This is a genomic window from Pedococcus sp. NPDC057267 (assembly GCF_042668795.1).
Taxonomy (GTDB): Bacteria; Actinomycetota; Actinomycetes; order Actinomycetales; family Dermatophilaceae; genus Pedococcus.
This window is the reverse complement of record NZ_JBHUYG010000100.1, coordinates 1-15,387: the sequence shown is the minus strand read 5'-3', so window position 1 is coordinate 15,387 and position 15,387 is coordinate 1. Positions and strand designations below refer to the sequence as shown.

13 protein-coding genes are annotated in these 15,387 nt (G+C 72.3%); 2 read left to right on the top strand and 11 right to left on the bottom strand.

Going from position 1 to position 15,387, the window contains the following annotated elements; genetic code table 11:
* Positions 1 to 63: 63 nt before the first annotated feature.
* Entirely contained in the window at positions 64 to 1,710 is a 1,647-nt protein-coding gene (locus tag ACFUC1_RS17380) for an ABC transporter substrate-binding protein (RefSeq protein WP_379122032.1), read from the bottom strand.
* A gap of 308 nt (positions 1,711 to 2,018) precedes the next feature.
* On the opposite strand from ACFUC1_RS17380, the gene hisN reads away from it, so the two are divergent.
* Positions 2,019 to 2,810: a histidinol-phosphatase gene (hisN, locus tag ACFUC1_RS17375; protein ID WP_379122030.1), complete on the top strand. Its 792-nt coding sequence runs from the start codon at positions 2,019 to 2,021 to the stop codon at positions 2,808 to 2,810.
* 56 nt (positions 2,811 to 2,866) lie between these two features.
* Here the strand turns inward: hisN and ACFUC1_RS17370 are convergent, their stop codons facing one another.
* From ACFUC1_RS17370 to ACFUC1_RS17325, 10 genes are all read right to left on the bottom strand, one after another.
* Positions 2,867 to 4,285 carry a M16 family metallopeptidase gene (locus ACFUC1_RS17370; RefSeq protein ID WP_379122028.1) on the bottom strand — a complete coding sequence of 473 codons (1,419 nt, stop codon included), beginning with the start codon at positions 4,283 to 4,285 and terminating at the stop codon, positions 2,867 to 2,869.
* On the bottom strand, positions 4,282 to 5,565 hold the full coding sequence (locus tag ACFUC1_RS17365) for a M16 family metallopeptidase (RefSeq protein WP_379122026.1): 1,284 nt from the start codon (positions 5,563 to 5,565) through the stop codon (positions 4,282 to 4,284). Before ACFUC1_RS17365 ends, ACFUC1_RS17370 begins: the two co-directional genes overlap by 4 nt.
* A gap of 61 nt (positions 5,566 to 5,626) precedes the next feature.
* Positions 5,627 to 7,051: an NAD(P)/FAD-dependent oxidoreductase gene (locus ACFUC1_RS17360; RefSeq protein WP_379122024.1), complete on the bottom strand. Its 1,425-nt coding sequence runs from the start codon at positions 7,049 to 7,051 to the stop codon at positions 5,627 to 5,629.
* A 180-nt stretch (positions 7,052 to 7,231) separates the two neighbouring features.
* Complete coding sequence (locus ACFUC1_RS17355) at positions 7,232 to 7,729, bottom strand: methylated-DNA--[protein]-cysteine S-methyltransferase (RefSeq protein WP_379122022.1); 498 nt, start codon at positions 7,727 to 7,729, stop codon at positions 7,232 to 7,234.
* A gap of 82 nt (positions 7,730 to 7,811) precedes the next feature.
* On the bottom strand, positions 7,812 to 8,240 hold the full coding sequence (locus ACFUC1_RS17350) for an HIT family protein (protein WP_379122020.1): 429 nt from the start codon (positions 8,238 to 8,240) through the stop codon (positions 7,812 to 7,814).
* A 10-nt stretch (positions 8,241 to 8,250) separates the two neighbouring features.
* On the bottom strand, positions 8,251 to 9,060 hold the full coding sequence (locus tag ACFUC1_RS17345; RefSeq protein WP_379122035.1) for a DUF1295 domain-containing protein: 810 nt from the start codon (positions 9,058 to 9,060) through the stop codon (positions 8,251 to 8,253).
* Positions 9,061 to 9,065: 5 nt separating this feature from the next.
* The gene (locus ACFUC1_RS17340; protein WP_379122018.1) at positions 9,066 to 10,391 is read right to left on the bottom strand and encodes a class I SAM-dependent methyltransferase; all 1,326 of its coding nucleotides are present in this window, start codon (positions 10,389 to 10,391) and stop codon (positions 9,066 to 9,068) included.
* On the bottom strand, positions 10,388 to 11,722 hold the full coding sequence (locus ACFUC1_RS17335; protein WP_379122016.1) for a class I SAM-dependent methyltransferase: 1,335 nt from the start codon (positions 11,720 to 11,722) through the stop codon (positions 10,388 to 10,390). Before ACFUC1_RS17335 ends, ACFUC1_RS17340 begins: the two co-directional genes overlap by 4 nt.
* Positions 11,719 to 12,450, bottom strand: a complete 732-nt coding sequence (locus tag ACFUC1_RS17330; RefSeq protein WP_379122014.1) for a DUF1365 domain-containing protein — start codon at positions 12,448 to 12,450, stop codon at positions 11,719 to 11,721. Before ACFUC1_RS17330 ends, ACFUC1_RS17335 begins: the two co-directional genes overlap by 4 nt.
* Positions 12,447 to 13,790, bottom strand: coding sequence for an NAD(P)/FAD-dependent oxidoreductase (locus ACFUC1_RS17325; RefSeq protein WP_379122034.1), 1,344 nt, complete (start codon positions 13,788 to 13,790; stop codon positions 12,447 to 12,449). The genes ACFUC1_RS17330 and ACFUC1_RS17325 overlap by 4 nt, the downstream gene beginning before the upstream one ends.
* Before the next feature lie 558 nt (positions 13,791 to 14,348).
* Between ACFUC1_RS17325 and ACFUC1_RS17320 the strand changes: the two genes are divergently transcribed.
* On the top strand, positions 14,349 to 15,284 hold the full coding sequence (locus tag ACFUC1_RS17320; protein ID WP_379122012.1) for a MerR family transcriptional regulator: 936 nt from the start codon (positions 14,349 to 14,351) through the stop codon (positions 15,282 to 15,284).
* Positions 15,285 to 15,387 lie beyond the last annotated feature (103 nt).

Genomic DNA, 15,387 nt, shown 5'->3' with positions numbered 1-15,387 from the left:
GGGCCGGCAGGCCGACGGTCGCTGTTCGGTCGGCACCCCCGTAGGGGCGCCGTCCGGGGTGACTTACTTCAGCTGGAGGCTGGCGAAGTCGATGGTGCCGAACGCGGTGATCTTCACGCCGGTGACCTTGTCGGACCAGCCGAAGGTGGCGGTGGAGTACCACATCGGGATGGCCGGCATGTCGTTGGCGAGGAGCTTCTCCGCCTCCTGGTACTTGGCGTTCGCCGCAGACGCGTCGGTCTGGGCAGCAGCCTCGTTGAGGAGCTTGTCGAACTCGGGGTTGCTGTAGTCACCGTCGTTCGAGGAGGCACCGGTCTTGTAGATGGGGGCCAGGAAGTCCTCGATGGACGGGTAGTCCATCTGCCAACCCGTGCGGAACATGCCCTTCATCTTCTTGGCGGCGATCTGCGCGCGGAAGGTCGCGAAGTCCACGACCGGGGTGGCGACACAGTCGACACCGAGAGCGCCCTTGATCGAGTTGCAGGTGGCCTCGACCCACGCCTTGTGCGAGGCGTCGGCGTTGTAGGCGATGGTCATCTTGCCGCCCTTGAAGCCACCGGCCTCGTCGAGCTTGGCCTTCGCCTTGGCAGCGTCGAAGGTGCAGTACTCACCGCACTGGCCGGCCTTGTAGCCGTCGACGACCGGGGACACCCAGCCGGTGGCCGGCTGACGGGTGTTGTTGAAGATCTGCTTGATGATCGTCGGGCGGTCGATCGCCATCGAGATCGCCTGGCGGATCTTCGGGTCGGCGTAGTTCGGGTCGACCTTGACCGGCGCGAAGGTGATGGTCTGGATGACGCCGACGGCCTTCTGGGCGTTGCGGTCCGGGAGGTCCGTCTTGTACTTGTCGTCGATCATCGCCGAGGACGAGACCTCGTCGGTCACGTCGAGCTGGTTGGCGATCACGTCGTTGTAGGCAGCGTCGCTGTCCTGGTAGATCTTGAACGTGATGCCGTCGAGCTTGCCACCGAACTTGCCCGAGTAGTCAGCGAACTTGCTGAGCTTGATCTCGGTGTTCTTGGTCCAGGAGTCGAGCTTGAAGGGGCCCGCGCCGATCGGCTTCTCGCCGTAGGCCTTCGGGTCCTTGAAGAAGGAGTCCGGGAGCGGAGCGAAGGCGGAGTAGCCCAGGCGCACGGGGAGGTTCGAGACCTTCTCGGTGGTCTTGATGGTGAAGGTGTAGTCGTCCTTCACCACGAGGCCGGTCATCTTGTCGGCCTTGGGCTTGGTCTTGCAGGCGGCGTCGGCGCACTGGGTGGCGTCGTAGCCCTCGATCGGCTGCATGAAGTACCCGGAGGACTGTGCGTTCGGACCGTAGGCGGCGTAGTTCCACGCGTCGACGAAGTTCTTCGCCTTGACCTCGGTGCCGTCCTGGAACTTGTAACCCTTCTTGATGGTCACGGTGAAGTTCTGGTTGTCCGAGGTCGCGATCTTGTCGGCGATGTCGTTCTCGGGAGCACCGGTCTCCGCGTTGTAGTGGATGAGCTTGGCCGTGATCGCGTCGATCACGTTGCCACCACAGGTCTCGGTCGTGTTGCTCGGGATCAGCGGGTTCTGGGGGTTGCACCCGCGGACCGTGACGGTGCCACCGGTCTTGCCGCCAGCGGTCGACTTGGTGGTGGTGTTGCTGCTGCCGCCACCACACGCTGCAGCAAGCAGCGTGACGGCGGAGACACCGGCAACCACAACCACCGTGCGAGCAGTTCCTCGCATTGATGTCCTCCTACGTAGGGATTCCCGACCGGTGTGGACGGGCTGGTGCGGGCGGCGCACCGGTCGGCGCGCAGCCCTGCAACGCACAGGGCGTCGTCGTGTGGCACCCATGAAAGAGCAAGGAGACGGTAAAGGCGACGGTCTGGCACAACCCGAGACAAAAACGTGATCGTCCTGCAGCCGAGTTGAGAGCAGATCTTGCGGCAGGAGGTCGATCCCGCCCGTCCCGGGGCATTACGGCACATACCCGGGACGGCGTGTCGTGGTCGGTCCCCGGGGCCGGAGCCGCCCTGGTCTAGCGTGACGGCGTGGCCTACGACGACGACCTGCGGCTCGCCCACGTCCTGGCGGACGCCGTGGAGCGGATCACCATGGCCCGGTTCCGCGCCGAGGACCTCGTGGTGGAGTCCAAGCCCGACCTCTCCCTGGTCAGCGACGCCGACCGCGCGGCCGAGGAGCTCGTCCGGGCCCAGCTCAAGCGCACCCGTCCCCGGGACGCCGTCGAGGGCGAGGAGTTCGAGACCACCGGGCACGGACCCCGCCGCTGGGTCATCGACCCGATCGACGGCACCCACAACTTCGTGCGCGGGGTCCCCGTCTGGGCCACCCTCATCTCCCTCGTCGACAACGAGATGCCCGTGCTCGGGCTCGTCGCGGCCCCGGCCCTCGGCCGGCGCTGGTGGGCCGCCAACGGGTCGGGTGCGTGGTCGGGGCGCAGCCTCGCCGCGGCGAAGCGCATCTCGGTGTCCCGTGTCTCCCGGCTGGAGGACGCCTCGCTCTCCTACTCCAGCCTCAAGGGCTGGCGCGCCGTCGACCGGTACGACGAGCTGCTCGACCTCACCGACACCTGCTGGCGCACCCGCGCGTACGGCGACTTCTGGTCGTACATGCTCGTCGCCGAGGGTGCCGCGGACATCGCGGCCGAGCCCGAGCTCGCGGTGTACGACATGGCCGCGCTCGTGCCCATCGTCACCGAGGCGGGCGGCCGCTTCACCTCCCTCGCCGGCAAGGACGGCCCGTGGGGCGGCAACGCCGTGGCGACCAACGGACTGCTCCACGACGAGGTCCTGCGGCGCATCGGCACCGACGCGCGGGCCTGACCGACCCTCGCCCGGGTCCGGTCAGCGGTCGGGTACGGCCAGCCGTCACCGCCCCGTCAGGCGGGGACGACGACCACGTCTCCGAGGCCCAGCCCACGCAGGCCCTCGGCCCAGCGCGCCGCGTCACCGACGACGACGACGGTCCACTCCCCCGTCACCCACTGCCGCCAGGCGGCGAGCAGCGCGTCCGGGTCCAGCGACCGCATCCGCTCGAGGTTGTCGGTGGTGAACTGCGTGGTCAGGCCCTCGAGCGACAGCGCCGCCGCCTCGTCCGCCACCGCGTCGGCGGTCGCGAACCGGCCTGGTGCCGTCTTGCTGATGAAGTCCACCCCGGCACGCACCTCCTCCTCGGACAGGCCGTCACCGACACGGCCGAGGATGTCGAGCAGCAGCCGGACGGACTCCACGGTGGCGTCGGCACGGACCGAGCCCGAGGTGAGGAAGAGGCCACCGCGCCGCCGCGGGCGGAAGGCCGAGCGGATGCCGTAGGTGTACCCCTTCTCCTCGCGCAGGACGGCGTCGACCCGCGCGTTGGGCGAGCCCCCGACGACGAACCCCAGCACGGGGTATGCCGCCCAGCCGCCCTCCGCGCGCCGGTCCGGTCCGGGGCACCCCACGAGGACCTCGGACTGGACGGCGCCGGGACGGTCGACGAGGACGACCCGTGCCCCGTCGGCCGCGAACGCCGGGACTGCCGGGTCGGGCAGCTCGCGCTGGTGCGGGTTGGACCAGCCGCCGAGGCCGGCGGCCGCGAGCGCGGGCACGTCGAGGTCGGAGAGGTCGCCCGCGACGACGACGGTGGAACCCCGCGGGCCCACCTGCCCGCGGTGGAACTCGGCCACGGCCTCGCGGGTGATGGCGCGGACGGTCGCCGGCGAGCCCCCCGTCGGGCGCGAGGCGCGGTCGGCCGGGTCGAAGATCGTGGCGACGAACTGTCGCGCCGCCCGCTGGGGCCCCAGCGCCCGCTCCTGCTCGATCTCGGCCAGCCGCGTCTTGAGGTGCCGGTCGAGCTCCGGCTGCGGGAACACGGGGTCGGCCAGCAGCCGGCGCAGCAGGTCGAGGGCCTCTGCGAGACGGCCCTTGGGGACGTCGAGGTCGACCGACAGGCCGGCGTCGGTGACGCCCGCGCCGATCGCGATGCCCTTGCGCTCCAGCAGCTCGGCGAACTCCTCGGCGGAGTGCTCGGCCGTCCCCTCGTCGAGCATCCGCGCCATGATCGTCGCGACGCCCTCCACCTCGGCCGGCTCGGCCGACAGCGGGAACGGGACGGCGGTGCGGACCGAGACGACGTACTGGCCCGGGATGTGGTAGAGCACGAGCTCGACACCGTTGGGCAGGGTGGTCCGGGTGGGGACCGGGAACTGCCACGGCTCCGGAGGCAGGACGGGCGGCCGGGGCGCGGAGCCGGTCGCACCCGTGCCTGCGGCGTCGTGCTCGACGAGGGTGTCCTGCTCGGCGCTTCTCGGGGTGCTCACGCGGCGTCCTCCTGGGCCTGGACGAGGTGTCGGACCACGGCACGGTGCTCCGGGCGCAGCCAGGCGTCGGCGGCGGCCCGCACCTCCTCGGCGGTCACGGTGGCGAGCCGGTCGAGGAAGGTGTTGACGAACTGCGCGTCGCCGTGGAGCAGGACGTGCTGGCTGATGAGGTCGGCCCGCTCCTCCTGGCCTGCCAGTGCCGACAGCCACGAGCGCTCGGACTGCGCCAGGGCGGACTCGAGCTCGACGTCGGTGGGCCCCTCTGCAGCGAAGCGCTCGAGCTCCTCGACCACCGCGGCCTCGACCGCCTCCGGGTCGTGCCCCTCGGCGACGTCGACGACCAGGAAGCCCAGCGACGCGCCGTCGACGAACCCCATGGTGTGCGCCTGGACGGAGTTGGCCGCCTGCTCGCGCCGCACGAGGCGCTGCACGAGCCGGGAGGTCGTCAGGCCGCCGAGGGCGTCGACGGCGAGCGCCGCGGCGAAGAACTCGTGGGTGTTGTCGACCGGCAGCCGGAAGGCGACGTGCAGCCGGTCGTTCGGGACGGCGCCGGGGCGGTCGACCCGCACGGGGGCGTCGAGGGGCCGGAGCTGCGGGAGGTTGTCCCGCGGCGGGGAGGCGGAGGCCGGCAGCGGGCCGAAGTAGCGCTCGGCTGCGGCGAACCCCTCCTCCGGCGTGAGGTCGCCGACGAGGGTGAGCACGGTGTTGTTCGGCCCGTAGTAGTGGCGGAAGAAGTCGTGGACGTCCTGCAGGCTCGCGGCGTCGAGGTCCTCCATCGACCCGATCGTCGGGTGGTGGTACGGGTGGCCGGGGGGGAACGTCGCGGCATACACCTCGATGAGGGCGTTGCCGTACGGGACGTTGTCGTACCGCTGGCGCTTCTCCTCCTTGACCACGTCCCGCTGGTTGTCGAGGTTCTCCTGGGTCACGGCGTCCAGCAGGTGGCCGTGCCGGTCCGCCTCCATCCACAGCGCCAGCTCGTAGGCGCCCTTCGGCACCGTCTCGAAGTAGTTGGTGCGGTCGAACCAGGTGGTGGCGTTGAGGCGGCCGCCCTCGGCCATGAGCCGGGCGAAGTGCTCGCCGCTGGCGACGTTGCGCGAGCCCTGGAACATGAGGTGCTCGAACAGGTGCGCCAGGCCGGTGCGACCGGCGACCTCGTGGCGCGACCCGACGTCGACCCAGAGGTTGACGGTCACCATCGGAACGCTGCTGTCGGGCGAGACGACGACACGCAGCCCGTTGCCCAGGGTGCGCTCGTGGACGGGGTACTCCAGCGGCATGCCAGCACCCTACGTGCCGCACGCGGCCCGCGAAGGCCGGTCCGGCGGTTGCCGCGCGGCGTCAGAGGGTGCGGCTGGCCTCGTCGCGGGCCTGGGCCACCGACTGCACCGGGGGACGCTTGTCGGCGGGGACGCGGGGCAGCGACGGGGCGTAGGCGTCGCCCAGCTGCTCGATCGCGGTCCGGGCGAACACCTGCTGCTCGGTGACGGTGCGCTCGGAGCGGCCGCGGCCGAGGAAGCTGACCGCCCAGTGCAGCAGCGTGGTCAGCCGGTGCTTGAAGCCGATGATGTAGACGAGGTGCACGGCCAGCCACAGGACCCAGGCGACGAAGCCGCCGAAGTGCAGCTTGCCGATCGAGGCGACCGCGCTGAACCGCGAGATCGTCGCCATCGACCCCTTGTCCTTGTACTGGAAGGGGCCCTGCGGGGAACGGCCTGCCAGGCGGCGCTTGATCGACTCCGCGGCATACCGGGCGCCCTGGATGGCCACCTGCGCCACGCCCGGGTACCCCTTGAGGGACGCCATGTCCCCCACGACGTAGACCTCCGGGTGACCCGGGAGGGTCAGGTCGTCGTTGACCTCGACGCGGCCCGCACGGTCGAGGGCGGCGCCGGACTGCTCGGCCAGCTGCGCACCGAGCTCGGACGCCTGGACACCGGCGGCCCACACCTTGGTGACGGACTCGATCCGCCGCGTGGTGCCGTCCTTGTCCTTGACCTCGATGCCGGTGGCGTCGACGTTCGTCACCATGGCGCCCAGCTGGACCTCGACGCCGATCTCGGACAGCCGCTTCTGCGCCTTGGTGCCGAGCTGGTCGCCGAAGGCGGGCAGCACCTGCGGCGCGGCGTCCAGCAGGATGATGCGCGCGGAGGCGGTGTCGATCCGGCGGAAGTCGTGTCGCAGCGTGCGCCGCGAGAGCTCGGCGATCTGGCCGGCCATCTCCACCCCCGTGGGCCCGGCACCCACGACCACGAAGGTCATGAGGCGCTCGATCTCCTTGGGGGTGCTGGCCAGCTCGGCGTACTCGAACGCGCCGAAGATCCGGCCGCGCAGCTCGAGCGCGTCGTCGATCGACTTCATGCCGGGTGCGTAGGTCGCGAACTGGTCGTTGCCGAAGTAGGACTGGCCGGCGCCGGCGGCGACGATGAGCGAGTCGTACGGCGTCACGGTGTCGCGGTCGAGGACGCGCGAGGTCACCGTGCGCGCCTCGAGGTCGATCTTCGTGACGGTGCCCAGCACGACGCGGGCGTTGGCCTGGCGGGCGAGCACCTCGCGCGTCGACGGCGCGATCTCGCCCTCGGACAGGATGCCGGTGGCCACCTGGTAGAGCAGCGGCTGGAAGAGGTGGTGCGTGGTCTTGGCGACGAGCGTGATGTCCACGTCGGCGCGCTTGAGGGCCTGGGTGCCGAACAGGCCACCGAAGCCCGACCCGATGACGACGACCCGGTGGCGCGGGGCCGGGGTCCCATCCTGCTGCGACGACATACCAACACTCTCCTGTCAAACACGAAGGACGGCCACCCGGGTCCTCCCCCGGGCGCCGTCCGCGATGACGCCGTGCACTTGTGGCAACCACGCTAGCGGCCCGCGTATGCCGTGTCGCGGCCGGCGTGCGCCCGGTGCGACGTGGATCACGTCCGGCGTCCGCGACGTCTCGCGGTCTGGTCAGAACAGCCGCTGGGCGCGGGTCTCCTCGGACTCCTCGAGCGCGAGGAGGAACCGCTTGCGGTCCAGTCCCCCGGCGTAGCCGACCAGGCTGCCGTCGGCACCGATCACCCGGTGGCAGGGGACGACGATCGCGATGGGGTTGCGGCTGTTCGCGAAACCGACGGCCTGGCTGAGGTTGACGTCACCCAGGGCGCGCGCGAGGTCGCCGTAGGAGCGCGTCTCGCCGTAGGGGATCTCGGACAGCAGGGCCCACACGCGCTGCTTGAACTCGTCGCCCCGCGGCGCCAGCGGCAGGTCGAAGGCGGTGCGCTCGCGGGCGAAGTACTCGGTGAGCTGGCGGACGGCCTCGGCCCCGGCCTCGTCGTCCCGCTCCCCGAGCTCGGAGGGGTCGGGCGCGTGCTTCTTGCTGTAGGTCATGATGCGCGTGACCGCGCCGGCCTCGGACACGATCGTCACCTCACCGATCGGCGAGGGCATGACGGTGTGGGTGGGCACCGCACGATTGTGTCGCACGGCACCGACAGCACGGCCCCGGACGGCACGGCTCCGACAGCACGGCTTCTCCGGAACCGCTCGGCTATCCGGCCGACGCCTCGATCGCGGCGGCCAGCCGCGCGGCATACTCCTGCGCCTCCGCGTCGGAGTCGTAGCGGGTGCGCGGCCAGAAGAACCCGCGCAGGCCGTCCCCCTTGGTGCGGGGGACGACGTGCCAGTGCAGGTGCGGGACCGACTGGGAGACGACGTTGTTGGCGGCCACGAAGGACCCCTGGGAGCCCAGGCCGACCGGCATCGCCGCGGCCGTGCGCTGCACCGCCCCCATCAGCGTCGGCAGCAGCTCGCGGGGCAGGTCGGGCAGGGTGTCGACGTGGATCCGCGGGACCAGCAGGACGTGGCCCTTGAACACGGGGCGGGTGTCGAGGAAGCCCAGCACCAGCGGCTCGTCGAGCACCGTGAAGGACGGCACGGCACCGTCGACGATCCGGCAGAAGAGGCAGTCGTCGGGCACGCGAGCGACCCTATCCCCGCTCGGCCCCCGTGGCCCGGCGCGGCGGCCGGGGCAGGAAGTAGCTGGTGCGCTGCTGGTACTCGCGGTAGCCGGGGCGCTCGGCCATGTGCCGCTCGAGCAGCTTGGCCCCGGTGCCGTAGACGAGGAAGTACGTCATGACGACGGGCGAGAGCACGGTGAGCACCCCCGGCCAGGCGCTCGCCGCGACGAGGAACAGGCCCCACCAGACGCTGGAGTCGCCGAAGTAGTTCGGGTGGCGCGTCCAGGACCACAGGCCGCGGTCCATGACGGTCCCCTTGTTCGCCGGGTCGGCCTTGAAGCGCGCCAGCTGCGCGTCGCCCACGGCCTCGAAGGTGACGCCGAGGAGCCAGAGCAGCACGCCCACGACCGCGACCCAGGCCACCCCGTCGCCGGCGGAGGCGCTCACCTGCAGCGGCAGGGAGACGAACCACAGCGCGGCGCCCTGCACGGCGTAGACCTTGCGGATCGCGACGAGGGTCGGGTTGCCGCCCTCCTTCTCGAGCATCTCGGTGTAGCGCGGGTCCTCGCCCTTGCCCGCGTTGCGACGGGTGACGTGCCAGGCGAGCCGCAGCCCCCACACCGCCACCAGAACGAGCACCAGCACCCGGCGCCACCCTGCGCCGTCGCCCACGAGGGCCGCGACCAGGGCCACCAGGACGAACCCCAGCCCCCAGGTCGTGTCGACGACGCTCACCCGGCCCTGCCGGTGGCCGACGACCGCGGTGACGGCCATGAGCAGGACGAGGGCCAGCAGGGCCGAGCCGGTGACCGCCCAGAAGTTTTCGAGGTCGAAGCCCATCGCGCTCACGACCACGCGCCGGGGCGCACCGGTTCGACGTCCGACCGGCCGGAGGGCCCGGGGCGCACGGCGAGGATCTGGTCGACCCCCATCCGGCCGTCCCGGAACGCCATCGAGCCGCCCACGAGGTAGAGCCGCCAGACGCGGGCGATCTCCTCGCCGACGAGGTCGACGGCCTGGTCCCAGTTGGCCTCGAACGTGTCGTGCCAGGCGTCGACCGTGCGGACGTAGTGCTCGCGCAGCGCGTGCACGTCACGCACCTCGAGGCCGGACTCCTCGATGAGGGCGACCGTGTCGCCCACGGGGCGCATGTGCATGTCGGGCGCGATGAACTGCTCGATGAACGGGCCGCCGCCGGGATGCCGTCCGCGGCGCGACATCTGCTGGACGAGCACCCGGCCGCCGGGCCGGACGGCGTCGTGCAGGACCTTGGCGTAGGTCGGGTAGTTCCGCTGCCCGACGTGCTCACCCATCTCGAGCGACACGACCGCGTCAAAGCCGGTGTCCGGGACGTCGCGGTAGTCCTGCAGCCGGATCTCGACCCGGTCCTGCAGGCCGCGCTCGCGGATGCGCGCGTCGATGAAGCGCTTCTGCTCGGCGGCGATCGTGACGCCGGTGACCTGCGCGCCGAAGTGCTCCGCGGCATACAGGCTCATCGAGCCCCAGCCGCACCCGACGTCGAGCAGCCGCGAGCCCTCGCGCAGGCCGAGCTTGTGGCCCACGAGCTCGAACTTGTCGCGCTGCGCGTCCTCGACGGTGTAGTCCGGGTCGTCCGACCGCCAGTAGCCGCACGAGTACGCCAGGTGCGGGTCCAGGATCAGCTGGTAGAAGTCGTTGGACAGGTCGTAGTGGTGCGAGATCGCGGCCCGGTCGCGGCGCAGGCTGTGCAGGCGGCCGCGGACGACGGCCTGGCTGGCGGGCGGGGGCAGCGGGCGGCCGAGGACCCCGGCGCTGCGGGCGAGCCGCACCACCCCGGCCACGACCGACGGGGTCGGGCGTATGCCGCCGAGCCCGCGCTCCTGCGCCACGGACCACACGTGCGTGAGGGCGGCGTCGAGGTCGCCCTCGACGTCGAGCTCCCCCGTGACGTACGCCTGCGCCGCGCCCAGCTCGCCGGGGTGGCGCAGGAGCCGACGCAGCGCCCGCGGCGAGCGGACGACCACGCGGGGGGCGTCCTCGGGTCCGGCGGTGCTGCCGTCCCAGAGGGTGAGGTGCACGGGGAGCTCACCGCCCACGACGGGGGCGAGCGCCTCCGCGAACTGGGCTACGAGCCCGGAACGCGTTGCGGCAGAGGCGGACTCGGGCGCGCGCGGGGAGTCGAGGGTGGTCACGCGGTCACCTCGCGGCGGAAGACGAGCTGCTGGACGTCCAGGTAGCCGGAGCGGAACCCGGCCTCGGAGTACTGCAGGTAGAAGTGCCACATCCGGTCGAACACCTCGTCGAACCCGAGCCGGTGGACGTGGTCGAGGGCTCCGAGGTAGCGCTCGTCCCACAGGCGCAGGGTCTCGGCGTAGTGACGGCCGAAGGAGAGCCGCTCGGCCAGCCGGAGCCGGGTGTGCTCGCGGGTGACGTCAGCGAGCGCCTCGGTCGAGGGGAGGAAGCCGCCCGGGAAGATGTACTTGTTGATCCACGTGTAGGTGTTGCGGGTCACCAGCATCCGGTCGTGCGGCATCGTGATCGCCTGGATCGCGACCGACCCGCCGGGTGCGAGGACACGGTCGATGGTGCGGAAGTAGTCCTTCCAGTACTGGTGGCCGACGGCCTCGATCATCTCGACCGAGACGACGGCGTCGAACTCGCCCTGGACGGCGCGGTAGTCGAGCAGCTCGACGTCGACGCGGTCGGAGTACCCGGCCGCCGCGACCCGCTCGCGCGCCAGCTCCTGCTGCTCGCTGGACAGGGTGACGGTCAGGACCGTGGCGCCGCGCGCCGCTGCCCGGATGGCGAGCTCGCCCCAGCCGGAGCCGATCTCGAGCACCCTCGTGCCGTCGCCGACCCGGGCCGCGTCGAGGATGCGGTCGATCTTGCGCTCCTGGGCCGCCCGCAGGTCGGCCCACGTGGGCGCGGCCGGTGGGGGGCTGACGAGCGCGGTCTCCCCCGACACCGAGGCCACCCGCTGCGCGGGGGCCTCGAACAGCGCCGAGGAGTACGACAGCGTGTCGTCGAGGAAGGAGGCGAACAGGTCGTTGGACAGGTCGTAGTGCCGGGCGATGTTGCTGCGCGTGTTGCGGGTCGTGTTGCGCTCGGTCGAGGGGTGCCGCGCGACGTAGAAGGCACGCAGTCGCTGCAGCGGCGCCGGGATGAGGGTCGCCATCTGGGCCGCGAAGACCTCGAGCAGCCCGGCGAGGTCCGGTGAGTCCCAGTCACCGGCCATGTAGGACTCACCGAACCCGATGAGCGCCTTCGAGCCGACCGCGGCGTAGAAGGCCTCGGGCCGGACGAGCCGCATGACGGGGGCCGAGGGGTCGTGCGCCCCACCGCCGAGGACCTCGTCGCCGGCCTCGACCCGGACGGCGAGCCGGCGCACGGCGGAGCGGAACAGCTGCCGGGCGACAGCCGACTCCACGCCCCGGCGCACCTTGGCGCGCGAGGCGGCGAGGTCGGGCCAGCGGACTGGGTCGATGGTGGGGCGTGATGCGAGGACGGGGTCTGCGGTGGTCACTGGACGGCCTCCTGGTGGTGCGGGGGTCGGGGTTGGACGGGGAGCCGGCGCAGCCAGAGCCGGATGCCGTGGAAGCGGATCCGGGCCATGACGGCCAGCGGTTCGAGCGGTTGGGTCAGGGCGAGACGGAGTACCGACCGGGTGGTCACCGGCACAGCCACGCCGGTCATTCCGGCCACGAACGGGTCGTGTCCCTGCCGGTGCAGGACGACCTGGACGTGCAGCCGGTCGTCGGGCTCGGGGACGGTCAGGGAGTAGCGCCCGGACACGTCGTTGAAGGGCGAGACGTACAGCGCCTTGTCGACCTCTGCGCGGCCGCGCTCGTCGGCGCGGACGAGGTAGGCGTGCCGGTCGCCGTAGGTGTTGTGGACCTCCACCACGGTGGCGACGAGCCGGTCGTCGCGGTCGTGGCACCAGTGGATGCTGATGGGGTTGAACACGGTGCCGAGCACCCGAGGCATGGCGAGCATCCGGATCCGCCCGCCCTGCAGGTCGATCCCCTCTGTCGCGAGGAACGCGTCGAGGTTCTGGCGCAGGCTGCGGTCAGGGTCGCCGAGGTGGTCCCGTGCCTCGAACCGCGCTAGGGGCGCGAGGAGGCCGAGCCGCGGCAGGTCGTCGAGGTCGACGAGCCACGTGTGGCTGCGGTGGGCGAACCGGTGCCGCAGCGGCGAGGTGCGGGCGTGGCGGATGCTGGTGCGGTAGATCCGGGTGCCCCGACCCGGCCTCACGAACCCACCGCCGCCGGCACGGCGTCACCGTCCGGGTCGGTGTGACGCGCGCGGGTGGCGCGTGGGGTGGCGGACCACTCGGCGCCGAGCGCGCGGGCCGCCTCGACCCCCGATCGCGCTCCGTCCTCGTGGAAGCCCCACCCGTGGTAGGCCCCGGCGAACGCGATGCGCGAGGAGTTGATGAGGGGAAGCTTGCGTTGTGCCGCAACGGATTCCGGGGTGTAGAGCGGGTGCTCGTAGTGCATCGTGTCGATGACGAGGTCCGGGTCGACGCAGTCCGTGCCGTTGAGCGTGACGAGGAACCGCGGGCCGGGCACGTCGATGCGCTGGAGCCGGGTGAGGTCGTAGGTGACCAGGACCCCCGCACCGTCCCGCTCGGGCCGGCGCCAGTAGTTCCACGAGGCCCGGGCACCGGCGCTGCGCGGCAGGACCGACTCGTCGGTGTGCAGCTGGGCGACGTTGGAGGAGTAAGGCATTGCGCCCAGCACCTCGCGCTGGAGGTCGGTCGGCTGGCCCAGCAGCGACAACGCCTGGTGGGGGTGGGTCGCGACGACCACGCGGTCGTAGACCTCACGCCCGCCGGTGGCGTCGTCGACGACGACACCGTCCCCGCGCTCCACGACCGAGGTCACCGGGGTGCCGGTGCGAACGTCGTCGAGCCGGGCTGCGAGGGCCTGCACGTACCGGGCCGACCCGCCGACGACCGTCCGCCAGGTCGGGGACCCGAAGACCGTCAGCATGCCGTGGTGGTCGAGGAACTCGAACAGGTACCGGGCCGGGTACTGCAGCGACACGGTGGGGTCGCACGACCACACGGCAGCGACGACCGGCTCGAGGAAGTGCCGGGCGAAGTAGTCGCTGAACCGCATGCGGGCGACGAACTCGCCCAGCGTCTCGTCGCGCCCGGCGTCGTGGTCACCCCGCGCCAGGACCGCGCGGGCGGCGTGGTGGAACCGCTTCACCTCGACGAGCAGGCGCAGGTATGCCGGGTCGGTGGCATTGCGCGCCCGGGGGAACAGGCCGCGGGCACCCTTGGCCCCGGCATACTCCAGCCGCGCGGCGTCGTCGCGGATGGACATGCTCATGTCGGAGTCCTGCGTCCGGACGCCGAGCTCGGCGAACAGGCGCAGGAGGGTCGGGTACGTCCGGTCGTTGTGGACGATGAAGCCGGTGTCGACGCCCACCACCTGGTCGCCGACGGTGACCTCGTGGGTGTCGGCGTGGCCGCCGAGCCGGAAGTCGGCCTCGTACAGGGTCACCGGCCCGCTCTGGGCGAGGACGTGCGCGGCGGCGAGGCCGGCGATGCCGCTGCCGACCACCGCGCTGCGAGCTCCGGACATCACAGGGCCTTCCGTAGGGGGCGTTGCCAGGACTTCGGCGTGCGCGGGGTCCCGGATTGGGCCCGGAGGTCGGGCGCGGACCGAGTCGGCCACGGCGACATGACCCAGGCGCGCACCGGCGACGCGAAGCGGCCCCGCGACGTGGGCGGGGAAGGGGGGACCCTCGCAGCGTCCGGAGCGGCGAGGGCGACCGGTGCGGAGGCCGGGCGCGACCGGCGCTGCGACACCTCGGCCGCGCGTCGGCGCGCCGCCGGTGGGCGTACGGACGCGGCCATGCGCGCCATCCTGTCAGCAGGACGTGCCTGCGGCAGAGCGACGCCGCCGTCTGCCCCCTCCGCACGCAGACGGTCGGCGACGCCGCGGCGCCTGGCGCGGGCTGCGGCCCGGCTCCGGGACCCCGTTGAGGGATGGACGGGACGGGACCCCGGAGCCGGACACGACCTTCGGTGGAACACGAACCCCGGCGTACAACCCCTGTCCAAGGTTCGCCCTTGAAGCATGCGCTTCCTTCCCCGTGATGTCCAGACTTTGTCCAATCCTGAGGGGTAACCTCGCATCGTGCACACCATCGGCCACACGGCCTCGCTCACGGGGGTCCCGGTCGCCACGCTGCGTGCGTGGGAGCGGCGGTATGCCGTGGTGTCCCCCACGCGGACAGCGGCCGGGTACCGGCTGTACGACGACCTCGCCGTGCGGCGGCTGACCGCCATGGCAGCCCTGGTGGCGGCGGGCTGGTCGCCACGGGACGCGGCGACGCACGTCGCGGACGCAGAGGGCGCGGGGACGGGGCGCCCCGGCTCGGGGGAACGGGGGGTTCCTGCGGCCCTCGAGGACGGCGAGGGCGGCGAGGGCGAGCCGACGGCCTTCGCGGGGGCGGACACGACCGCCCTCTCCCGGGCTGCCGCGGCCCTGGACCCACGGCTGGCCGAGTCCGCGCTCGACGAGGCGTTCGCCGTCGCCGGCCCCGAGCAGGCCGTCGACGGGTGGCTCCTCCCTGCCCTGAGGGTCCTGGGCGAGGACTGGAGGGCCGGCCGCGTGGACGTGGCCGGCGAGCACCTCGTGAGCGCCGCCGTGCAGCGCCGGCTCGGCGCAGCCCTGGATGCCACCGGGCCGCCGCTCGGCAGCGCGACGGTGGTGGTCGGCCTGCCCCGTGGCGTCCGGCACGAGCTGGGCATCACGGCATTCGCCCTGCTGCTGCGCCGGGCCGGCCTCGAGGTGGCCTACCTCGGGCCCGACGTGCCCCCGGAGTCGTGGGCGGTGGTGCTGCGCCACCACGCTCCGGCCGCGGTCGTGCTGGGCGTCCCGTCGGCGAACGACGTCGCCGCGGCCCGGGAGGCGGTGGCCGTCCTCGGCGCAGCCGACCCCTCGCCGACCCTGTACGTCGGCGGGTCGGCGCAGGACGCCGTGGGAGCCGGGACCGTGCCGCTCGGGCACCACGTGCGGTCCGCGGTCGCGCGCCTGGTCCGGGACATCGGGGCGCAGGGCGTCGCCTGACCCGGGGCTCGTGGGCGCCCTGCCCGGCCCCGAACCCGCTCGTCTGTGCACACACCAGCGCACCACTGGGCACGGACCCGCTCTCTGCGCACTGACCCGCTCG